The organism is Blautia sp. 1033sp1_1033st1_G9_1033SCRN_220408, assembly GCF_040929965.1.
In the GTDB taxonomy this organism is placed as follows: Bacteria; Bacillota; Clostridia; order Lachnospirales; family Lachnospiraceae; genus Blautia_A; species Blautia_A ammoniilytica.
The window spans coordinates 1-22487 of record NZ_JBFKZO010000015.1 but is presented as its reverse complement, the minus strand read 5'-3'; the positions used below and the strand labels follow the sequence as shown (position 1 = coordinate 22487).

At 43.3% G+C, this 22487-nt stretch carries 23 protein-coding genes; 3 read left to right on the top strand and 20 right to left on the bottom strand.

All coding sequences use genetic code 11. The features are described from left to right. Nucleotides 1-31 precede the first annotated feature (31 nt). Both AB5916_RS11505 and AB5916_RS11500 read right to left on the bottom strand, forming a co-directional pair. On the bottom strand, nucleotides 32-1582 hold the full coding sequence (locus tag AB5916_RS11505) for an SPOCS domain-containing protein (RefSeq protein WP_368190925.1): 1551 nt from the start codon (nucleotides 1580-1582) through the stop codon (nucleotides 32-34). Between the two features lie 39 nt (nucleotides 1583-1621). Next, complete coding sequence (locus AB5916_RS11500) at nucleotides 1622-2032, bottom strand: protease complex subunit PrcB family protein (protein WP_244092893.1); 411 nt, start codon at nucleotides 2030-2032, stop codon at nucleotides 1622-1624. 124 nt (nucleotides 2033-2156) lie between these two features. Here AB5916_RS11500 and AB5916_RS11495 point away from each other — a divergent pair, with 124 nt between their 5' ends. Next, nucleotides 2157-2897 carry a 1-acyl-sn-glycerol-3-phosphate acyltransferase gene (locus tag AB5916_RS11495; RefSeq protein ID WP_158421742.1) on the top strand — a complete coding sequence of 247 codons (741 nt, stop codon included), beginning with the start codon at nucleotides 2157-2159 and terminating at the stop codon, nucleotides 2895-2897. A 118-nt stretch (nucleotides 2898-3015) separates the two neighbouring features. Here the strand turns inward: AB5916_RS11495 and AB5916_RS11490 are convergent, their stop codons facing one another. The 3 genes from AB5916_RS11490 to AB5916_RS11480 all read right to left on the bottom strand — a co-directional run bounded on the left by AB5916_RS11490 (nucleotide 3016) and on the right by AB5916_RS11480 (nucleotide 7098). Next, complete coding sequence (locus tag AB5916_RS11490) at nucleotides 3016-5436, bottom strand: glycoside hydrolase family 3 C-terminal domain-containing protein (protein WP_368190923.1); 2421 nt, start codon at nucleotides 5434-5436, stop codon at nucleotides 3016-3018. Nucleotides 5437-5719: 283 nt separating this feature from the next. Next, complete coding sequence (locus AB5916_RS11485; RefSeq protein WP_158421740.1) at nucleotides 5720-6136, bottom strand: hypothetical protein; 417 nt, start codon at nucleotides 6134-6136, stop codon at nucleotides 5720-5722. Nucleotides 6137-6702: 566 nt separating this feature from the next. Then, nucleotides 6703-7098 (bottom strand): hypothetical protein, encoded by a 396-nt coding sequence (locus AB5916_RS11480; RefSeq protein ID WP_368190921.1) that lies wholly within the window; start codon nucleotides 7096-7098, stop codon nucleotides 6703-6705. 125 nt (nucleotides 7099-7223) lie between these two features. Between AB5916_RS11480 and AB5916_RS11475 the strand changes: the two genes are divergently transcribed. Next, complete coding sequence (locus AB5916_RS11475) at nucleotides 7224-8288, top strand: undecaprenyldiphospho-muramoylpentapeptide beta-N-acetylglucosaminyltransferase (protein ID WP_158421738.1); 1065 nt, start codon at nucleotides 7224-7226, stop codon at nucleotides 8286-8288. Here AB5916_RS11475 and AB5916_RS11470 read toward each other — a convergent pair whose 3' ends face one another. Together AB5916_RS11470 and AB5916_RS11465 are read right to left on the bottom strand one after the other, a co-directional pair. Continuing rightward, nucleotides 8289-8816, bottom strand: coding sequence for an RNA polymerase sigma factor (locus AB5916_RS11470; RefSeq protein WP_158421737.1), 528 nt, complete (start codon nucleotides 8814-8816; stop codon nucleotides 8289-8291). 43 nt (nucleotides 8817-8859) lie between these two features. Further along, nucleotides 8860-9264 carry an HIT family protein gene (locus AB5916_RS11465; RefSeq protein WP_158421736.1) on the bottom strand — a complete coding sequence of 135 codons (405 nt, stop codon included), beginning with the start codon at nucleotides 9262-9264 and terminating at the stop codon, nucleotides 8860-8862. Nucleotides 9265-9495: 231 nt separating this feature from the next. On the opposite strand from AB5916_RS11465, the gene AB5916_RS11460 reads away from it, so the two are divergent. Beyond that, nucleotides 9496-10182, top strand: a complete 687-nt coding sequence (locus tag AB5916_RS11460) for a PAS domain-containing sensor histidine kinase (RefSeq protein WP_158421735.1) — start codon at nucleotides 9496-9498, stop codon at nucleotides 10180-10182. Here the strand turns inward: AB5916_RS11460 and AB5916_RS11455 are convergent. From AB5916_RS11455 to AB5916_RS11395, 13 genes are all read right to left on the bottom strand, one after another. After that, nucleotides 10134-10754: a rhomboid family intramembrane serine protease gene (locus AB5916_RS11455; protein WP_173726805.1), complete on the bottom strand. Its 621-nt coding sequence runs from the start codon at nucleotides 10752-10754 to the stop codon at nucleotides 10134-10136. The genes AB5916_RS11460 and AB5916_RS11455 overlap by 49 nt on opposite strands. 126 nt (nucleotides 10755-10880) lie before the next feature. Continuing rightward, nucleotides 10881-12371 (bottom strand): AAA family ATPase, encoded by a 1491-nt coding sequence (locus AB5916_RS11450; RefSeq protein ID WP_368190916.1) that lies wholly within the window; start codon nucleotides 12369-12371, stop codon nucleotides 10881-10883. Between the two features lie 108 nt (nucleotides 12372-12479). Then, nucleotides 12480-13871 carry a DUF6382 domain-containing protein gene (locus AB5916_RS11445; RefSeq protein ID WP_368190915.1) on the bottom strand — a complete coding sequence of 464 codons (1392 nt, stop codon included), beginning with the start codon at nucleotides 13869-13871 and terminating at the stop codon, nucleotides 12480-12482. Further along, nucleotides 13868-14302 carry a TadE family protein gene (locus AB5916_RS11440; protein ID WP_262582791.1) on the bottom strand — a complete coding sequence of 145 codons (435 nt, stop codon included), beginning with the start codon at nucleotides 14300-14302 and terminating at the stop codon, nucleotides 13868-13870. The genes AB5916_RS11445 and AB5916_RS11440 overlap by 4 nt, the downstream gene beginning before the upstream one ends. Then, nucleotides 14299-14712, bottom strand: coding sequence for a prepilin peptidase (locus AB5916_RS11435; protein WP_158421732.1), 414 nt, complete (start codon nucleotides 14710-14712; stop codon nucleotides 14299-14301). The genes AB5916_RS11440 and AB5916_RS11435 overlap by 4 nt, the downstream gene beginning before the upstream one ends. 15 nt (nucleotides 14713-14727) lie before the next feature. Continuing rightward, nucleotides 14728-15573 carry a TadE/TadG family type IV pilus assembly protein gene (locus AB5916_RS11430; RefSeq protein WP_368190912.1) on the bottom strand — a complete coding sequence of 282 codons (846 nt, stop codon included), beginning with the start codon at nucleotides 15571-15573 and terminating at the stop codon, nucleotides 14728-14730. 15 nt (nucleotides 15574-15588) lie between these two features. Then, on the bottom strand, nucleotides 15589-17094 hold the full coding sequence (locus AB5916_RS11425) for a DUF5702 domain-containing protein (RefSeq protein ID WP_368190911.1): 1506 nt from the start codon (nucleotides 17092-17094) through the stop codon (nucleotides 15589-15591). 45 nt (nucleotides 17095-17139) lie between these two features. Further along, complete coding sequence (locus AB5916_RS11420; protein WP_158421730.1) at nucleotides 17140-17319, bottom strand: Flp1 family type IVb pilin; 180 nt, start codon at nucleotides 17317-17319, stop codon at nucleotides 17140-17142. 15 nt (nucleotides 17320-17334) lie between these two features. Next, nucleotides 17335-18366: a type II secretion system F family protein gene (locus tag AB5916_RS11415; protein ID WP_368190910.1), complete on the bottom strand. Its 1032-nt coding sequence runs from the start codon at nucleotides 18364-18366 to the stop codon at nucleotides 17335-17337. A gap of 15 nt (nucleotides 18367-18381) precedes the next feature. Continuing rightward, the gene (locus AB5916_RS11410; protein WP_244092891.1) at nucleotides 18382-19230 is read right to left on the bottom strand and encodes a type II secretion system F family protein; all 849 of its coding nucleotides are present in this window, start codon (nucleotides 19228-19230) and stop codon (nucleotides 18382-18384) included. Then, a complete protein-coding gene (locus AB5916_RS11405) occupies nucleotides 19227-20417 on the bottom strand; it encodes a CpaF family protein (RefSeq protein WP_368190909.1) in 1191 nt (396 codons plus the stop codon). Before AB5916_RS11405 ends, AB5916_RS11410 begins: the two co-directional genes overlap by 4 nt. Next, the gene (locus AB5916_RS11400; RefSeq protein ID WP_368190907.1) at nucleotides 20407-21426 is read right to left on the bottom strand and encodes a hypothetical protein; all 1020 of its coding nucleotides are present in this window, start codon (nucleotides 21424-21426) and stop codon (nucleotides 20407-20409) included. Before AB5916_RS11400 ends, AB5916_RS11405 begins: the two co-directional genes overlap by 11 nt. Beyond that, nucleotides 21423-21935, bottom strand: a complete 513-nt coding sequence (locus AB5916_RS11395) for a prepilin peptidase (RefSeq protein ID WP_262582781.1) — start codon at nucleotides 21933-21935, stop codon at nucleotides 21423-21425. Before AB5916_RS11395 ends, AB5916_RS11400 begins: the two co-directional genes overlap by 4 nt. Nucleotides 21936-22487 lie beyond the last annotated feature (552 nt).

The following is a 22487-nucleotide window of genomic DNA, read 5'->3' as shown; positions in this document are numbered from 1 at the left end:
TATTTATTTCAATACATATTTTCATGGGGAATTATACTTTTTTTACCAACAATAATGGCTGCCCCGGTGTTACCAGATCATCTGCCAGTTCATTCATCCTGATGATTTCCTCTTTTGTGGTATAAAATTTTTTAGCAATATCCCACATACTTTCCCCTGGTTTTACCATATACACGGTGATTCCCGCCATACTTTGTATTTTTTCCATGTCGAGAGGCTTTTCCTGGATCCTGTCAATGATCAGCTCTTCCACTGGCTGCTGCACCAGAACATTCAGGCCAAGAACTGCACGGATCTCCAGTTCGTTGCTGTCTGCCATCATAGTAGAGAGCTGCTCCAGCTCTGCCTGCAGATAATAGGAACATCCCTCACGGATTCCCTGAGCTTCGATCACATGTGTAAATGGGATCATTCCTTCCATAGAATACAGCGGCATTTCATCATTTCCTACCACATACAGCACTTTCAAAAGCAGGATCCCTTCTGCCTGGATACCATTTTCCACAATCTTTGTTTTGTCGATTTTTATCGTGCCCTGACTGCTGCACAGCTGCAGGATCTTGCCTTGGGTCTCCTTTACCTGGATCCGGTCTGTTACCCTGCACTTAGAAAAGTTTCGTACCAGAAGCCCTTCCAGTGTTTCTGTTTTCCCTTGAGAAATACACTCCTTAAGAGGGGAATATACATCCTGTACCAATTGGTGATCCTCTTCCCTGTAAAGCTTCAGATCCAGTTCCAGTACCACATCTGCAACCAGGATCCGCTCTTCCCCGTCTGCATCTGGCTTTACCTCCAGTGACTGATGCATCACCCAGGTTTCAATATTCGGAATCATTTCCTCCTGGCATCCGCTGCATTCTACCTCCCTTTCAAAAGGAAGGGCATATTCTACCCACTGCAGGGTATTTCCTTCATCATCTCCGGTATACAGGGCAAACACCGCCAGTTCCCCTCTGGCCCGAAGGAGATGGTTTTCCGGCCTCAGATCCAGACCTCTTACCGAAATGGTATGCCACAACAGATTCCCTATATTGGGCTTATTGGAAGAAATGGTCATTTCATCCTTTATCCGCAAAGTATCTTTCTTATGTACCATCAGACTCATCAGATGAATCTTTTTCTTTTTTACAGAAACATTCTCTTCGCAAACGTCTACAGGAATCAGAATCCCTTTCATTTCATCCACAACTGCCCGTAAGGTAACAATGGCTTTTATATTCAGCTTCCTGGAATGGATCACATGTATACTCAGATCTTCAATCTCCCACTTCAGGCAGATTTTATCCCCACTGACGATTCCCTCCAGGTTCAAAGTCTCCTCAAAGGACAGTTTAGCTGTCAGACTGTGCACTTTTCCGGCTTCTTCCCCCACATACAGCATATCTGCCAGCAGATTTCCTTTTATAAATGCCTTCCCCTCACCCAGGCGCACCTCATCCATGGAAACCTCACCTTTACTTTGGATCATCCGGCCAATATCCGGTTTTACATCCGGCACATTATAATCCACATCAAAAGTCACCTGACTGGTGGCCTTGCTTTTGATCCGCAGCATCTGAACACTTTCTTTTCTTAATTCCACTTTCCCCTCTCCTTCCTGCTTCCCTTTACAAAAATCTTTTTACAAAAACTCCACTGGATCCTTTCGGTTTTGCATCTTAACCACAATGTAAGGGCAGGATGGAACTCCTGACGCCTTTTCCAGATCCTCCGGTCCCAGCAGCCTGGTTTTAAAAAACACTCCGTTGGAGGAACAGCTCAATTCTTTCACCTGAATGCTGTACCCGCCGCTAAGCTGCTGTCCGTAGCCTTTTACCAGATACATCTCCCCGCCTCTTTGATAAGTCATTTGCATTTTTCCGGTTTTACGCTCCCGGATAATCGCTGCCAGCTCTTCGGGTATCTGATCCTGGCCGACGATTTCATATTCCAGAGGCTGCCTTTCTTCCTCCCGGATCTTGACAAATCTGCAGCCTGAAAGCAAAACCAGCATTAACAGCAGCAGACTGATCAGCAGTTTTCTCCTTCCCATGGCAAACCTCCACTGGTCTTTCACTATTCATTTTATGCGGTACTCTGCCGTTTATGAACACAGTATTGACTTTCCATTTTTCCCTTGCTAGAATGAAATTCAGGAAAACTAAGGAGCCAAAATTATGATTCGATTTATACTTTGTGTAACCTATGTAGTGGTATTTCTTATCCTTTCCATTCCCCTTCTTATCGCTGAATGGATCATCGGGAAATTTTCACCATCTGCCAAGGATATCAGTTCCCTTAGAATCATCCAGGCTGTATTTAAGGGTGTTCTATGGATCTCCGGAGTTAAGGTCACAGTGATCGGCGAGGAGAATGTTCCCAAGGACGCACCGGTCCTTTACATCGGCAATCATCGCAGCTTTTTCGACATTCCGCTTACATATCCCAGATGTCCTATCCGCACAGGCTATGTAGCCAAAAAGGAGCTTGAGAAGGTACCTCTTCTTTCCAGCTGGATGAAGTATCTGCACTGTCTTTTCCTTGACCGTACAGATATTAAACAGGGACTGAAAACCATTCTTACTGCTATTGAGAAGGTAAAATCCGGGATTTCCATCTGTATTTTCCCTGAGGGTACACGTAATAAGAATGAAAAGGAGACAGATCTTCTGCCATTCCATGAGGGAAGCTTCAAGATTGCCACCCGTGCCAAATGCCCTATTATCCCAATGGCGATTTCCGGTTCAGTGAATTTGTGGGAAGCTCATTTTCCAAAGATCAAGCCTTGCCATGTAGTTATTGAATACGGCAAACCTATTTATGTGGATCAGCTGGATAAAGAGACCCAGAAGCATATCGGAGCATACACACAGAACATCCTTCTGGAAATGCTGAAGAAAAATGAATATCTGATATAACTGTTTGGCAAGCAGTTCCCGACAGTGACCATCTGATTTCACCGGTACACATCCGGTAATATATGAAAAGGAGCACATTCCATACCCTTTACAGTATGAGATGTGCTCCTTTTTATGATCAATCCAGTTTCAGGATCAGTTCCAGGATCCTCTTTGCACAATGCTCCAGATCCTTCCTGTCCAATTCTCCCAGATCCATGGCTCGCTTCACTCTTTCCGGGAAGCCGTTTGCCATTTTCAAGTCGTTTCCTGCTTTAATCTCTTTGTAATGTTCTCCCCTGGTCCACCAATCCGTGGTAACCATTCCTTTGAAGGCCCACTCTCCACGCAAAATGTCTTCCAGCAATTCCTTACATTCCGAAGCCCTGTGTCCATTGATAATATTATAAGAAGACATTATTGCCCATGGATCAGCCTCTTCAACAATAATCTGGAAAGCTTTCAGGTAGATTTCACGAAGTGCACGCTCAGATACCCGGGAATCGCTGTGCTTTCTGTTAGTTTCTTTATTATTAGCCGCAAAATGCTTTACAGTAGCTGCAATATGCCTGGACTGGATCCCACGTACCATGGCTGCTCCCATTTTACCTGCTACCAGCGGATCCTCTGAATAATACTCAAAATTCCTGCCGCAAAGAGGATTTCTGTGGATATTTACTGCTGGAGTAAGCCATACGCCGATATTATTTTCCTTTACCTCTTTGGCTCCGGCCTCACCTATCATTTCTACCAGATCCGTATTCCAGGTACATGCAAGAAGTGTAGCGCAGGGCCATGCTGTAGTGCAGATCCCGCACTCCGGTGCGATCCTGAGACCGGCCGGACCATCTGCAGTCATAATATTAGGTACTCCGTATCCGGGAAGATTACCGAATCCAAAGGTATTCGCCACTCCTGTATTAGGCTGTCCACCCAGAAGCTCCAGCAGGTCTTCTTCTGTGAGCTGGTTTATAAACTCATCCATCGTCAGTGTTCCTTCTGCCACCTGTATAAACTGCTTTGGTTCTTCTTTTCTCACTCCCCAAAGCTTTCTCCGTTCCCATGCACGGATAACCGGTGTAAGCCCTTCCTCGCTTCCAGGATGCATTTTTTCAAAAACACATGCATTCGGATCATTGGCTTCCATTAATGGCAAAGCCTCATAAGTACCGTCAGACAGCATCCTTTTCTTCAGATTGGACGGCACCAGCTTTGCCATAAGCTGCTTTGTAACTTTATCTTCTTTTTGCTCCCAGCTATATGTTGTTTTTTCTGTGTCTCTTACAGAAGTTCCCACATAAAATTCATAGGTTCCTTTTTCCAGGACCCAGGCAGATTTACGGATCTTACCCAGATCATCATAAGAAGCCATCTCATCTGCTTTGAAGGAAAGCTTCAGAATCTGGCTTTCCCCTGCCTGTAAAAGCCTTGTCTTCTCAAACGTGATCAGCTGACGGAATGGCTTTTTAAGCAGTCCCTGGGGTGCCTGAAAGTACACCTGCACCACTTCTTTTCCTGCCCGCTTCCCTGTATTTGTGACCCTTACATAAATTAAGATCCTGCCTTCTCTTTCTTCTGTTTGTTCTGTCTGTACTTCAAAGTCCGTATAGGAAAGCCCATATCCAAAGGGATATATTACTTTTGCAGCAGCACCGGGAATGGTCTCAAAGTACCGATATCCTACATAGATATCCTCCATATAGTCCACATAGTAGAAAGACTCATGAAAGGTTTCCATAGAGGGATAGTCTTCAGCTCTCCTTGCAAAGGTGTCTGTCAGCTTTCCGGATGGATTTACCTTTCCACAAAGGATCTCTGCCATGGCAAGACCGCCTTCCATGCCTCCCTGCCAGCCAAGAAGTGCACTGCTGATCTGATCATTTTCTTTGATCCATGTAGTGTCCACAATCCCGCCAACATTTAAAACTACTGCAATCTTGTCAAATGTTGTTTCCACCTGACGGATCATCTTCTTCTCATTTTCTGTAAGATAAAAATCCCCATCTGGGAATACCTGCTGGGAGATCTTGGGCATGGTCAGTTCGCCCTGCGGCAGTTCATCATCTTCATCCCTGCATTCTATACCAGAACGGTCCCATCCTTCTCCAGAAAAACGGCTGATCACGATCACGGCAGTATCTGCAAAAGCCTTTGCTCCTTTTAACAGCCCTTCCGGAAGCAGCGGCTCTACTGTCATCCCAGGAGCAGTTCCCTGTTCATACTGGTGGTGCACATTTTCCCTGTAATAATCTGCCAAAGGTTCATATATGTCTACTATACCGGTCTGCATTTTCAGACCTTCATATAAATTACGAATATAGGAAACAGTTACGTCTCCGCTGCCGCCTCCACCTTTCACATAATCAAAGGTACCTTTTCCGAAAAGTGCCAGTCTGGTTCCTTTTGCCAGGGGAAGCAGATTTTTTTCATTTTTCAAAAGCACCATTCCTTCTGTTGCAGCTTCTTTTGATAACCGGATGTGTTCTTCGCATGCTGTTACCCGATGGTTTTCTTCCAATGGAAGATTTGGCTGATACAGTGCCCGCGCCCATTTTTTCACTTGTATTCCTCCTTCGTATTCATTGGTGTTCATCAATTGACATTTATTTCTCATCACCTGTAATGATGAGTGCTATATTTTGCAATCATTATACCAGTGAACAATTCATACCTCAATGATTTTATGATTACAGTGATTGTGGGAGTGCAAAGCACGGAACAATCCGTGTAATCATAAAAAAAGGTATCATAAGATGGGGCAGATACATAATGATTTTCATCTTGATATCTGTCTGCTTTCTTATGATACCCTATAGGTTCTTCAGACCAAAATCCTGTTTGTTTTATAAGCTATCTATAATCTCACTGACCTGAAGTGCGCAGTCTCCCAACGGAATCCATGCTTTTGACAATCGGATCAGACATGCTTCATCTGGTGTTTCCTCCGGATGTGCCAGGAAATCCTGGGCAAGCTTAAATATCTCCCGCTCGTCCGCTGTTGCAGGGCGACTGTCTCTGGCTCCCTGCAGGCAATTTGCCTCCATTGCCTCTTCATCGATCAGTTTCTGAAAAATCCCGGCCATTTCATCTGTAGAAGGTCTTTGCCATGCAGCAAGGAAAATGCATTTTGCAATCTCCTTTGTGAGAAAAGGCTCACATTGTACCATCTCAAATAATTCCATAAACCGTTGTCTGTGTAATGCCGAAAAAAAGCAGTGATGTTTAGATATTTCATCTACACAGGAATCTCTCCAATCCATTTTCTATTCCTCCTTTGCAGCTCTGATCTGCCCAACTTCTCCGACAGAAATCTTCACTTCTGCATTCTCCCCGTCACCCTCAAGGCTCTTTGAATACACAGCATAATACCATAGAAAATGAATTTTTGCATTTACAAATTTCTATATAAAAGCCAAATCTTTTTGGTTGTTTTTCCTAAATTTCAGCTATCATTTTTGTTCAAATAGCTCAATTTTTGTTCTTTAATTTCTTCATTTGCTTCTATCAGCTCCTGCCAGACAATTTGGGCAGGCATTTCAAACCGTTGAACGGTAATGCAAAATCACAGTGCTATTTTTTTGTTCTATTTTTCGGACAACGGTTTTTCAATGTCTGACTATTTAGTTTTCATCACCGTATTGTACACTGTGCAGTTGGGTTATTGTTGTTGCACGGAAATAATACGTATTGGATGAATTTGTTTTGTCAAGCAGGTTATTTCTAATCCGGTACCATACCATTATTTTCCTGTGAAATTTACATTACATCTTTAATACGAAAGATTTTCTCAAAAATCACTTAAAATCTGCAATTTTTTTATTATTTTTTAGATTTTTTCTGTCCCTGCCTCTTCTTCGTTCAGGTCCGGATATTCATTCTCTGGGACATTGTCTACGATCACATTAGTCTCATCACTAAATAAGTATATAATGGTTTTTACAACATAATTCCTGTTTGTTTCGCTTATCATACTTACAGCTAACACGCCAAGAAAACATACAATGGCAAATCCTGCGGTCTTTACTCTCCGATGCTGCTGCACCACTTTGTTATACCTGTTCTTTCCTGCATGGGTTTTTTCCTTTGATTCATCCTCATCTTCCCTGTATACCCCTTCTGCTTTCAGGCGCTCTACCAGTTGCCCATAAAAAACATGGATTTCCTCATCTGTATATAATCTCTGATCTGATAAATCATCCTCATCCACTAATCGTCTACTCATTTTTTTCTCCCGGACATTCATCTGTCCTTGACAATTCTTCCACAGGGGTTCATATTTATCTTAATACATCTGCCAGCCGATTATTTATTCCGGCTGGACTTTCTAAGAATTTCCAGGAGGCCCCTATGAAACATATTGTACTCACCGGTGGCGGAACCGCCGGCCACGTAACTCCAAATATCGCTCTTATTCCCAAGCTCCAGGAAAAAGGATTCCAGATATCTTATATCGGTTCTTATAATGGTATCGAGAAAAGCCTGATCCAGGAACTTGGAATTCCTTATTATGGTATTTCCTCAGGAAAATTAAGACGGTACTTTGACATCAAAAATTTCTCTGATCCTTTCCGGGTACTGAAAGGATATAGTCAGGCAAAAAAACTGATGAAACAGTTAAAGCCTGATGTAGTATTCTCAAAAGGTGGTTTCGTCACAGTTCCTGTAGTTCTGGCTGCAAAAAAGCGTAAAATACCTGCCATCATACATGAATCCGATATGACCCCGGGGCTGGCAAATAAATTGTGTCTTTCTTCAGCAACCAAAATCTGCTGCAATTTTCCGGAAACTGTTTCCACACTTCCAGCAGATAAAGCAGTCCTTACAGGAACTCCTATCCGTCAGGAACTCCTTCACGGTGATAAAGAAGCTGCCCGTAACTTCTGCGGTTTTTCCTCTGACAAACCGGTTCTTCTGGTCATTGGCGGCAGTCTTGGTGCTGCCTCAGTAAATGAGAATGTACGCAAGATCCTTCCTGAGCTTTTGAAAGAATTTCAGGTGATCCATCTTTGCGGCAAAGGCAAAACCGACAGTTCTCTTGAACACACCGCAGGATATGTACAATATGAATATATAAAAGAAGAACTTCCCGATCTGTTTGCTTTAGCCGATATCGTAATCTCCAGAGCCGGTGCAAATGCCATCTGCGAACTTAACGCACTGGCCAAGCCAAACCTTCTGATCCCTCTGTCTGCCAATGCAAGCCGTGGTGACCAGATTCTGAATGCCCGTTCATTTGAGCGTCAGGGCTATAGTATGGTTCTTGAAGAAGAGGAAATCACAGAATCTGTGTTAATGGATTCCATCCGTAAATTATATGAGAACCGCAATTCCTACATTGAAGCTATGCAAAGCAGCAAGCAGTTAGATTCTATCAACCAGATCGTTTCCATCATCGAAAGCTGTATTGCCTGATCAGCCGAAACTATCATAAATCCTGGTATATTCTTCCATCAACCATTGTTTTGTCCTGTAAATACGGTTGTTTACATTATTTTTTGACATCTTGTATACCAAGGCAACCCTTTCAGGAGGAATATCCAGGATTTTTATTGCAACATAAATCTCATAATTCTTTTTATTTTTCTTTCTGAGGTTTTCAAGTGCCTTGAACATGTACTTCTTTTTCTCCACATCAAGGAATTGATCCTCCACAGATTCCAGGTATTTCTCCTGTCCAATCTGGTCCATCTGAAAGATTTCCCGTTTTGTGTAATTTTTCCTCAGATAATCTCTTGCTTTATTTACAGCAGCTTTGGCGACCAATCCTTGCAGCCTAAGTTCACTGCTGCAATCCAGAGCATCTTTGATCTTGTATAAATTAAAAAATGTTTCCTGGCTGATATCTTCCGCAACAACATGACTCTTTACAATCTTATTTGCTATCCTTGTTGAGAATTCATAGTATTTTTCGTAAAATTCCTGGAATTCCGCATTATTCATATACTTGTCCTGTTCTGATCAGCCATCCCATAGATGTGCTCTATCAACCTCTGATTTTTGCCAGTATTTCTTCTTTTACTTCATCAGTCAAAGTTCCAGGCGTCCATGTTACTCCCGCATGATCATCTTTATATCTTGGAATCAAATGCATGTGGAAATGAAAAACAGTCTGACCTGCAGCTTCTCCATTGTTCTGTACAATATTAAATCCGTCACAGTCAAGAGCGTCTGTCAGTTTACCTGCCATTTTTTTTGCCAGGAGCATTGCTTTTGCAGCAAGTTCATCCGGTATCTCATAAATATTAGCCACATGACTCTTGGGAATGATCAGAGAATGTCCTTTACTTGCAGGTCCCAGGTCCAGGATCACTCGAAAATCCTCATCCTCATACAATGTTGCAGCCGGTATCTCGCCATTTGCGATCTTACAAAAAATACACGTTTCCATCTTTCATTCCTCCTGTTATTTTCTTTATGTATAATGAAATGCATTCCAGACTATATAGCCTCTCTATGCATACATTAGCTATGCCGTGACCCCAACTCTGTAGATAATGAGAAACAAATCAGTATCTTTGTCAGGAATCATTCGTAAATGTCGGATTATCTCGATATTTTTACTACGATATTGCTTGCTGTCAGAGTATTACCATGATACACTTCCAATTGAGGTGATAATATGACAAATACCACTACCGAACAGTTAAAAAACCATTTTCGGCTTACACTGTCAAAATTTTCTCACGAAATACGAAATCCCATTTCTCTGATCAACAGCGAACTGCTTCTGATGGTATCCACTCATCCGGAACTTGCAGATTATCAGGAATGGGAAGAGATTATGGAAAATATGGAATATATAAGAGAGCTTCTGAATGATCTGTCCTGCTACAGCAATGCCGGGCATATCAAACTGGAACTTACAGACCTGAGTTCTTATCTGTCTTCCATTATTTCCTCGGTAAAACCTACTTTCGATTATCTTGGCATTAACTTTGCAGCGGATTGCCCTGACAACCTTCCCATACTTCCAGTTGACCGAATCAAGCTCAGACAGGCGATTCTGAATCTTTTGCGTAATGCACAGGAAGCAGTTCCTTCCTCTGGAGGCAAGATTACCTTCCGTGTCCATGCCAGTGCACAAGCTGTCTGTATTTCTGTCATGGACAACGGATGTGGTATCCCTCCTGAAGTACAAAAAGATATTTTTTCACCCTTCATCACCTTCAAGTCCACAGGCAGCGGGCTTGGACTTGCTGTTACAAAAGAAATTGTGGAAGCTCACGGAGGCAGGATCGATCTCGAAAGTTCTCCTGATCAGGGCTCGGTCTTCCGTATCATCCTTACTGTCCCTTTCCCTGGATGATATAACAGCAAAGCTGCCAAGAAGCCACAAATCAAACCGCCCACATGAGCAGCATTGTCCACCCCTGTACTTGTAAAGCCGAAATATAGAGAAAAGGCCGCCATGATCATCATCTTTTTAATGGAAAGATCAGCCACCCTTCCCTTATTGCGCAGAATTACATAAATCATGGCTCCCATCACGCCGAATACAGCTCCTGAAGCCCCTGCAGAAACTGCATAATTACTGCTTTGCATTTCCAATCCCAAAGAAATCACATTCCCTCCAAAGCCAGACAGGAGATAAATAAGCAGATACCTTACTCCTCCAACTGCAGGCTCCAGGCGCTGTCCAAGGACAAACAAAACCAGCATATTATTAGCCAGATGTGAAATTCCAAAATGAAGGAACATAGAGGTAAACACCCTATACCATTCCCCTGCACCTGTTATTAATGGACCATAACCGGCTCCACAGGCGATCATATGAACTGTGTTCTCTGTACCGCCTGTAAAATCTGTGATCAAAAATACGATCAGATTCACCAATATCAGGCACGCTGTTACAGGCATTTTTTTCAATTCATCTTTCATCTAATTTCCCTACTTAAGCATTATAGCATATCTGCAAACCTGTGGATACAAAAAATTCTCTAAATTTGCACATGAAATGCAAAAAAATTATCAGCCAGTAAAATTGTATCGCTACAATATTATCTCTCAAGAAAGAAGCTCTCTTACCATATCCCTGTCAAAGATTACTGACTTTACATGGTCTACTTCGATCTGATACAGTGCATTCGCCGCAATATGCTCTGCAGCCTGCTCAAGATCACGGATACCGGTTGTATCTGCATACTTCTCAACAACTGCCTCTAATCCGGCCTCACTGATCACACATTCCTGTTCTTTCAATCCCATACGCTTCAATACTTTTGGAAGCGCAAACCGTGAAAAGATCACTTTCTTTTCTTCCGGAGTATAATCAGGAAGCTCGATCACTGCAAAGCGGGACATCAGCGGTGCACTGATCTGATCTTTATCATTTGCAGTTGCAATAGGATATACGCCCACCGTAGGAACCATACACTCCATATAATTATCCGTAAAGCCCAGATTGTCCAGCAAAGTTAAAAGCACATCTGCAGGATTGCCATTTCCTTTCCCGGCAGAAGCCTTATCCAGTTCATTGATGATAAATACAAGATTTGATTCTCCTGCCGCCGAAAAGGCCTCCATAATAATCCCCGGCTTCGCATTTGCATAAATACGTGAACTTCCTGTCAGCTGCTCCGGATCATTAATGGAACTCATATCCAGAGTTGTCCAGGGAAGCTTCAAAATACGTGCTACTGCATATGCGATCTGGGATTTGCCGGTTCCTGCAGGTCCTACCAATAAAAGTCCATATGCGGGAAGTGTATGAGTCCGGTTGATCTGTATGATCGTCTCAATAATTCTCTGCTTTACCCTTTCCATACCATACAATTCTTCATCCAGGATCTTTCTTGCCTCATCAGGATCAATGGGAGCAAAATAATTACTCTTCCACTGAATATTCATCATAATAGACAATGCGCGTTGTGCATGCCTGCGTTCTTCCTGTGATACTTCATGGGAACGTGCCACTGCCAAATTTCTCCTTGCCCACAACCGTATATTATCAGGCAGTGTTTTCCCTGCACAGTTCATAAAATCTGTAATACTCTGAATACTGGTGAGCTTCATCTCATCGCCATCTTCAACTGCATCCTCATCTTCCTGTTCCTGTGCAGGTGCGTTGCTGGCCAGAAGTCTTCCGATCATAAATTGAAGAAAACCATCCTCTGCCGACAGCTTTGTTCCGCCTCCAAACGCGATCTCACGAATCCTGTAAACTGCATATCCATCTTCCTGATTCTCTCCGGAAAGCCTTACATTAATATGATTTTCTCCCAGCCATTTTAAAAGGCTTACAAATCTTGCATCTATTTTCAGAATATCTGTGCAGAAAACACCCTCATCTTCTTTAAATTCAAAAGAAGTCCTTTTTCCCGGATTTGTAAAATATCCACAGGAATGATGCTTCCACTGCCTCTCTTTATTATCTAAAACCAGCATGGGCTTTTCAGGTGTAGCCTCTGTCTCATCTGAATAAAAAACCGTATACGTACACTCACTTTGAACCATTTCTGTCTGTTCAGACGTATTATTAAAATCAAAAACCGGCATGGTGATCCTCCTTTGATATGAATTATATGTAACCATTCCGCATCCACTGTACTAGATAGTTGCAATTATAGCTATGTTTCTCTGCCGCGTCAAATAGCTCTTTGCTTTTTATCCGATTTTAATAAAAATATATCTTGCCTGTGCAAAATCCACCTCGTCCTGATCCTGCAAAAGATAATCCTCCTCTGGTTTCAGCATCTGCCCATTTACAGCCGTCCCATTTCTGGAATTCAGGTCTGTCAGATAATACTCCCCTTCTCTTTTTCTGATCTTGGCATGCATTCTGCTGACAGTAGGAAGATTGATCACTGCATCTGCAGCATTTTCCAGTTTCCCGATTACTGTCAGATCCTCATTCAGGTAGATGGTTGCCAGTTCCCCTGGCTCTTTACTCACCAAAGTAGACGGGCCATATACATTTCCGGAAGACAAAACCACAGTTTCTCCAAGTAATTCATTATCTTCTCCTTTAGCTCCCACACTGCCAACCTGTGAAAAACTGTCTTCTGATTTCTGCATAGGTGTTGATCTTTGGTTATATACAATTTCAGCATTTCTGGTTTCTTTTCGCTCCAAAAGTACGGCGGCTAATGTTCCGATCCCCATAAAGCTCACCATCACGCTAAGAAGCAGCCAAAACGGAATCTGCGGCAGATATCCCCAGATTCTGGCAGCCAGGATAAGAAGGCCTACGCCAGCCCCTGTCATGCAGCCCCCTATTTCTTTCCATGGTATTTCCCGTTTTTCTGTATCTTTTTTTCTGTTTTCCACACTTTTCCTATTTTGATTCCTTTTATTTTTCCTGCTTTGTGCTAACGGAGTTTCCGCCTGCATTCCTGCAGATCCATCTTCCATCCACAGATCTTTCCCCTCCGGAATCTTTGCACTTTTCGGATCTTCTTTCCATACCCCACTGTCCTTTACTTCCTGCTTTATAACGACGTCTTCATCACTGCGTTTACGGAACAATTCTTCTTTGATATGCTCCAGGTGAAAACTATCCTCCAGTGCCCTGCGATAAATACCATATCCAAGCATTACTGCCTGTGAATCCTCATGATCCAATCTGGGAAGAATATACTCAGTAAGACACTGAAACTGAATCCTTATATCTTTTTCATACCCAGGCAAATAGCAGAAGAATAATTCTCTTTTTTCCAGATCCACATACATGTATTCCGGCTGCAGCACCAGTCTTCCCGGATTCAGAAGATATTCTGACATTTCCTCCATTACCTGGATAAAACCTCCAAAAACCAGCCGCAGGTCTTCATGATTCAGTTTCTTATCCTCAAACAAAGACGCCAGCGGCTGCCTGGATGTAATATCATAATAAACCATCAATTGTCCGTCCACTCCCTGCATCCGGCACTTCAGCACAGATGGAATCACATTCCCAACCAGCATTCTCACCTGATAGGAGGCAGTGTCCACCGGCTCCTCCTGATAAAGAATCAGATAATTATGATTCATATCTCTTTTATATTCTGCTTTCATCATCCATCCGTGGCTCCTTTCACCATCTCCGATACGGCTTTTGCTTTCCGTATCCATGACACAGGCTTTATAACAGCAGTCTTGCCTTCTGCCCGAATATGCCAGTCAAATCCTCCAAAACCTTTATCAGTATCCAGATCATAGACTACCTGAATATTCTTTTGTCCACTAACCTGTCCGTTCAGATTTTCCGCTGTAAAAAAACCTGTATTTCCCAGCTCTTCACATTTTTTCCTGGCCACTTCCACAGGCTTTCCATTTTTCTTTATTCCTTCCATGCTTCCGTCTATGGCTGCTTCATAAGCCGCCGCAGTAAGCCATGCCCGGTTATGGACAAAGAAAAAAAGATACACACAGCTCATGATCACCAGTAAAACCAGAAACATCAAACACGCTGCTTCAATTGTCATACTTCCCTTTTTGATCTTCTTCACAGTAAAAGCCCTCCCACATATCCCAACAGGACAAAAGGTACAAATGGCAGTTCCGTTGTTTTCTTTTTTCTCAGGATTCCCAATAAAATCACTGCCCACAGACCACAGCCAATCAATGCCAGACATATAGTTCTCAGGTATTCTTCCGTTTCCAGCACTGTACCCAGGGCAATCAACAGAAGGCCATCTCCTGCTCCGATCTGATTTCCTGACACTGCACTGATTCCCAGGAAACCTCCTCCCACAAGAGGCGGAATAAAATACTGTGCTGTCACGTTTCGATTATAGAAGGCTGTCATAATTCCAAGAAAAGCAAAGATGCCGGTTATTATCAGGGAAATCTCTTTTTTACGTATATCCTTCCAGCTGTTCCATCCAAGGAACAGTATTACCCCTGCTGTTTTAAGCATTTTACATCTATCCTTTCAGCCACATCTGCTGCAGGCATGAATACCTTTAATTTCAGATTTCTTCACAAGTCGTACCGCTCTCTTCAATCCACTACAGGTCTCCAGATTATGGTACCGATTGCCTTTTTCCGTTATATAAACCCGTCCGGCTGCTTTCTTGCCTTTACTGCAGCTTTCACATGGATAGTATTTTTCCCCATAAGCATTTCGCCTGGATGACACTGAGCTTCCTGCTACCTGAGTAATGGACAGGTCCAAATAGCTGCAGCTCATTTTTTTATGATAAACCTGACCGTTTTCTGTCATATAAACCATTTTTCCGGATTCACTTTCAGATCCATCTCCAATTCCTGTCCGATGTTCCATACCTGTCCAGGTGTGAACTTTTACAGTTGTACAGGTCCACACTGTCGGCAAGGGAAGGATACCCCCAATTGGTTGAAAGGAATATATGTCCGGCAATATCAGTTCACTGGTACCGTTTTCACCCATGGCATAAGTATACATTCCTATTTCTTTTGCCTTCTGGCACAAGGAGACCAGATGCTGGGTCTGTACCTTGTAAATGTCCATAAAAGAGATCATGACAGTTACTGCTGCCAGAAACAGTGGCAGTACCAACGCACATTCCACAGTCAAACTTGCTTTTTTCAGCCTTCTGAAAGGACGGCACAGGGACACTTTTTCAGGACGACAGACTTTGCTTTTCGGGGGAAACAAATCTGCCCGGTATTTCCAAAAGCTTTTCCTTTCTGCTTTGTCATTTCTCGACTCTATCTCTTCAATTTTTTCCATGCCGCAGCTTTCGCCCGGCTTCTTCCACAATTCTGTGCAATGCACCGCAGGTTCCTGAAAAAGCATCCCTGTGCCTCCTTTCTAATAACTATATTCCCTTGCAACGGAAAACACTTTTCTGGTATTGGCCTTCACATCCGCAGATGCTTCCAGTGCGGTTACGCATCCATCCAAGCGGAAAGATTCCCAGCCGGCACTTGTCCTCATTACCAGCTCCACCATATCCATTCCCCGCATTTTTTTATTTTCCCGGTTCATAGACAATAGTAAAATCTGCAGATAATCCTCATAATTCATTCCTCCCGGGCTTTCCTTTCTTTCCATTTCCGCCACGTCAAGAAGATGTGGCAGATTTTCCAGTGATAGCTGCCAGTTTTCGCCACTTTTTATAAGAGGTACCTTCCCACCTGCAAAAAGCTCCCGTACATCCAGCACGCTTTCCCCAAATGCCCAACAAAGGATCAGTGCCGCCTCAATCACAGGTGCAGCAGGCGGTATCAGAAAGCCGGAGGCAATAGAAGCAGCAAGGGCTGATGCCTGTCCCTGTCTGACCGGATCTGCTGCCAGACATGCCGCATTTACTCCTTCTCTGATCAAAAGAAGCTTTCTGGCTACAGCTTTCAAATTTTCCCTGTCGCTGTCCTTTCCATAAAGCACATACTCTATCTGATAGCTTAAGCCACCTTTTCCAGGATCACTATAATTTCCCAGTTTTTCCATCAAATACTGTTGATACAAGATCTGTGATGTTGTAGAAGTATCCTCTTTCAAATTTTCTCTCATAGGCATTCCGCTTTGGATTTCCCGTCCAGATACCAGTTTTCTTTTTGACACTTCCTTATCCGATACCTGCTGTCCCGGCGGCAAAAGCAAATCCAAGATCCCCATCCAGCGGATTCTTCGTATGGAAGGGATAGGATTATCAGCCTGGACCACCTGCGTTCCTGTATTATCCTCCTTCTGACTTCCATCCCCCAGTTCTTCCGAAAATTCCGAATTTGCTTCCTGTTTTTTCTGTTCTTCCTCGCTTTCTCTGGCAGCACTGCTCATTTCATGGTCATATGATTCCAGTGTGCCTCCATTTTCCGCTTTATTTCCTTCCTCTTCAGCTTTCCGGGTTTTCTCATTTCTTTCCTGCATTTTGTCAAGAAGGAGCTGTATACCATGGCTGCCCAAAGTTTCTTTCATATATTCTGTAATCTGCTGAAAAAAAACTTCCCCTTTCTGATCTGTCAGAAGCCGGTATCCGGTAAGTCCGCACTGCTGCAGCTTCAGTTTCTGACTATTCTGTTTCAGTACAGGTTTCATATATTTTTCCAGTTCGTCACAGAGAAAGGCAAGATCCAAAGCTTCTGTCCCATTTGAAACATCCAGTGCAAACAGATCATATTCCTTTAAAAGTGCCTGATCATACTGTGCAAACAGAGAATATAAACCAATATCCATGCCTGCCAGGATCTGCGTTCTGGCTGCTGCCATACGTACAGATTCAATCCCCGTACAGATCAGTGAAACCACAAGGCTCAGGATCAGTGCCATAAAAACAGTAATACTCCCCTGGGATTTTTTCCTGTTTCTCCCAGCCATAGACAGCCCCTCCTTTCCGGTCATAGCCGTGACCTTCTTTTTTTGTCAGATCGAGTTGCTTTGTTTTGTGATTTTGGAAAGAATTTTCTTAACAAGACTTGTAAGCTGTTCCTTAAAGATAATAACCAGACTGATGAGAACCACCAGAATCAGAATAATCTCCACAACGCCTACTGCATCTTCTTCCATTGCAAATTCCTTTATCAGCTGTCGTAACCCTTTCATCCTTTCACCTCCTTTCTAGTTCCCATAAAAGGCCAGGCAGGCCGGTATCATGATCACTGCCATTACTACCAGAAGCATCAGGATCATAGGCACCAGAAGCTTAGTCGCTGCAGCCTCCCCCAGTACCCTCGCCTTCCTTTTCCGTTCATCCCAAGCCTCCATGGATTCCTTTTCCAACATATCTGCAAGCTGCCTGCTCCCTTTTTGCAGATTCTGAATCAGCATTGTGGCAAAGGTCTTATACTTCACCTGCCCGCATCGTTCTCCGAATCTTCTGTATGCTTCCATCTCTGACACTCCACTATCCATCTCATGACACAGGATCAGGATTTCTTCATACGCCGTTCTTTTTCGTTTTCCCTGTTTTCGCTGATAATCGAATGCCATTTTCTGAAAAATCTTGCGCACAGTCATTCCAGCCTGTACGAGCAAAGTAAATTTCATAATCAGTCCTGGATAATCCATTAGAAGTTCTTCCTGTCGTTTCACTAGAACAGCCTGTCCTTCCCTTCGTTTTATAAGAAACAGCACCGTCCCTGTAATAAGAAATAGAAAAGCAACAAGATTACCCATATTATTTCCTGGTTTTTCCCATTCCAGATGTTTCCCCTTCCACTTTTCCGGCAGATAATAATAGTCTGGATCATTCTTTTCCAGATTGTAGTTTGCAATTGCTTCCTCCAGTTCCTTTTTCTGCTGCTGTTCAGAAGTTATATTCTGATCCTGGGTCTTCTCCTGTTCTTCCTCCAATTCTTTCTCTGGAATCTGTACATACACACTGCCTGCTTTTTTTCCATCCACGGATACCATGAACTTCTCCTCATAGGTCTGATCCTCCTCTTTTTTCAGTCCTGTTCCTTCCACATAGACCTGACTGTCTCCATTTTGCACAGTCAGAGCCATTCCAAGCAGGTTTCCAGCCAATGCTACTGCCAGAAACAAAGAAAGGCTTCTGTCTTTTTCTTCTTTTTTGGAAGAAAACCATCCTGCTTTGCTGCCAATAAAAACCACCAGCAGGATTCCAAAAATAACTATATGTATCCACATCTTTCCTCCTGCTTTTCAAACCTCTATATCAACAATGCGCCTTCCCATCCAATAAGCACCTGTATAAATCCCCAAACATACAGTCATTGCACAAATCCCGAATGGATTTCCATACAGTACATCCAAAAAGCCGGGAGATGTAAGCCTCAGATAAAGAATGATCCCAGCCGGCATCAGGCTCATGATCAGCTGTTCCGACTTCTTGGCCGCAAGGGTAGCTTCGATTTCTTTTTTTACATCAATCTTATCTCCCAACATCCTAGCCACCTTCTGAATCACCTGATTCATATCTCCGCCTGTTCTTTTTGCCACATAAAATACTTCAGCAAAATTTTCTATATCCTCCACATTACTTCTCTGCCCCAGATCAAGGAACAGTTCTTCCACTGGAACGCTTACATGCTGCTGATGATCAATATACTGAAATTCCCGTAGGATATCCGCATTCCCATCATACAGCTGCCGCAGATCCCGCACACAGGCCGACACCGCATTTTCCACAGAATAACCGGCCTGTACTGCCACACTCATGGAATTAAGAGCATCCTTAAACTGAAAATTCAAAGTCTTTCTTCGCTCCTTTGCCAGCCTTTTTCGCTGCCAGCAAATGTAAACAACTGGGATAGGCAAAAATACAACTGCTGCCCATATACTTTTATAAAACAGATAATTAATTCCCAGAGCCAAAAAACTGCCTTGCATCAGATACAATGCCAGTTCCTTTGTACTGAACCGATAATTCTCATAATCCCTGCTTTTTTCCCACTCCCTGACAGAATTATCTTTTCCATAGCTTGGGCTATTTGTCCCCCGCACATGTTTCCGGGTATTTTCCATATCATTCTGCCTGTTTTTCTTTTTCATAAACATATCCCTGCCCTTTCCAGCTTCTCCCTGTGCAGAAGAGTGGCTGTAGACACAAGTCCCTTTTCCTCCTGCCACTGATACAGAGGCTGCATTTGAATCTCTCCGTCCCTGTATCCACAGATTTCCGAAATTTCCAAAACTTTTCTGGACTTATCCCGCAGTCTCCCCAGATGGATCACAATATCTACTCCTGCTGTGATCTGTCTGCGAATAGCGTCCAGCGGAAGTTCCACTCCCATCAGAACCATCATTTCCAATCTTGAAAGCATATCCCTGCTGCTGTTGGCATGAGCAGTACAAAAACTTCCCTCATGTCCTGTATTAAGCGCCTGCAGCATATCCACCGCTTCACCGCCTCTCACCTCTCCAACAATAATCCTGTCAGGACGCATCCTCAAAGCCGTCTTGATCAGATCCCGGATGGTCACTGCCCCGGCTCCGTTAATATTTGCCATCTTCGCCTCCAGACGTACCAGATTGTCAATTCCCTGAAGCCTTAATTCTGCACTGTCCTCTATGGTGATGATTCTTTCATCTGCCGGAATGTATTCCGACAATGCCCCCAGAAATGTGGTTTTTCCACTTCCTGTACCACCGCCAATAATGATAGAATATCTGGCTCTTACAAGTGCGTTTAAAAAATCCGCACATTCCTTGGTCAGACTACCCAATGCAATCAGCTTTTCCATTGTCACCGGTTTGTCAGGAAAACGTCGAATCGTCAGAATAGGTCCATCTAAAGCCACCGGCTGAATCACAGCATTTACTCTGGAGCCATTTTCCAACCGTGCATCCACAATAGGCATGGACTCATTTACCACACGGTTGCATTTTCCTACGATCTGCTGGATCACATCCTCCAACTTCTCCTTTGATGTGAAAGATTTATCCCATTTGGTCAAACGTCCGGCTCGTTCCACAAATACAGAATCCGGTCCATTGACCATAATCTCAGTAACTGTCTCATCCTCGATCAGTTCCTGAAGAACATCCAGCTTGCGCACAGAGTAAAATAGTTCCTGGCGCAATTCCACCTTTTCCTTCAAAGTAGTAAATGAACCTCGCAGGTTAGTCAGGATCAGTCCATCAATTGCTTCCAGGATTTCTTCATCTGACAATTCCCGACCCATGTCCAGCTTCTCCATGAGCATCTGCCGTAATCTGCCAAATTTGTCATCGCTCATTCTCATTCTTCTTTACTATTTTTCTTACATAATCCCCAAGTTCGCTCCATAAAAGCCCTTCTGCATAAGTTTCCATGGAACTGTTTCCCATATGAAAAGGCGGTTTTACCTTTATAATCTTTGACAGCACCTGTGAAAAATCCCAAACCTTCAGAAGATTTTCAAATTCTTCCAGCTTACATACAGATATGCTGTCTGCCAGCACCGGCATATAAATCTGACTGCATAGATCCAGCATCTGGAATGTACCATCTATGCCCGATCCTATATCCAGGATCAGGATCTCATAGGAGCTGTCCCTGACGATTTCCCGTATCAACTGCTCCCAGTCCTCCCAGGCTGTCCCACGGATATCTGCCGGTGTCTGTACCGGCGGAATATAATCCAGATTATTCACTGTCTGTATCATCCCATTCATCCGGTGGATCAGATTCTGACTGCCCTGCCGCACATAATATAAAAGATCACTAAGATTATGGTCATACTCCTTTCCCATTAACCTTCCAAAACCTGAATACTCCTCCAGGTTCAGGTAAAGAACCGCCTTTTCTCTGGCCAGCACCTGCCCAAGTGTAAGTGCAAAGGATGTTTTCAGGCAGCGACCCAGTGGAGAATATACCCCCAGAACCTGTGTACATTTCTTCAATACAGGATAAACAGTGGGCTCAACTGCCTTTTCTTCTCCATAACATGCCATCACTTCCCTGATCACATTGGCTGAAGACTGGTACTTGTACACACTTGGATATTGATCTAATTCTGGTGGATGTACACCTTCCGACAGAATTATGATCTTTCCAATATCCAATTCCCGGACCCTCTGGCACATTGCCTTCCCGGAAATCAACAGCAACTCAATATGTACTTTTTCCCCATAAGCAGTCAGACTATCCACTGTAGTAAATGCCTGGATCTCAAAAGGAATATTTCTCTTCTGATTCAGATATTCCATAAAATTCAGAGCATAATCCACCTCAAGGTCACACACTGCAAAAACATTCTTTTTCAATACACACCTCCTGCATACAGCAGTACACTTAAAAATACCGGTACTGTAAAATGAAAATTTTCCAAAGGTAACATCCCCTTTTGGTAATAGGGCTTCCTTTTTCCGGTTCTGGCCGTCTGGCAGATATAACTCCAAAGATACAGGAATCGCTGGCAGATATTGCCGTTAGATATAAGCAGTGCAGCTGAAATGGCAGCGCCAATGAACATGGCTCCAAGAATACATTTCACGATTTCCCCTGCCCCAATAATTCCTCCGATCACAGACAGCAGTTTAATATCTCCAGGTCCCAGCATACGGAATACAAAAAGCCACCCAAGCAGGATGACAGGAATCAGGGCGCCAGTAAAATACCAAAATACACCTATGATTCCATTTGCCAGGATCCGCATTGCCAGGCCTGCTGCCATGCAGAAAAGGATCCAACCATTATCGACCCTGGCGGTACGCAGATCCATCACTACAGCGGCAGCTGCCATCATTACCGGAATCCCGGTATAGAAAAACATGAATATCACCTCGTTTCTCATGAGTGATTCAGATTTCTTATCGGGTGTACATGCTCATATAAAGTTCTTAAGTAAAATAGGAAAATTACCGTCTGAACTGACGGTTCTCGATACCGGAAGATATCCGGTGGATCAGCAGATCTAAGATTCGCCCCTGCTGATGAAAAGAGTATAGAACAGTATCCTGGATTTGTCCAGTATATTTTTATGTATTTATTCTAAAAAAACAATAAACTGCAAGAACCATTTCACAGATTGTTCATTTCGTCATATACTTTAACATAAATATAGCAAGAATTCTCCTTCCTCTGCAGGTGGGAGATGAATTGCGAAAAAGCGAAAAGAACGCTTGTTCTGTGACACAATCCGTGGTATAATAGAGTCAGTCGAAAATATAAATTGTTAGAAAAAGGACTGATTTGTATGGAAAAAACAGATCATAATGCGCATTCAGTATATCAGCTGGGAGTAAATCCCCCAGCTGATATAGCCTCCGGCAGGATTGCAGAGGTGCGCAGGAGAAGTACGTCATGCAATTGCATGACGCGCACC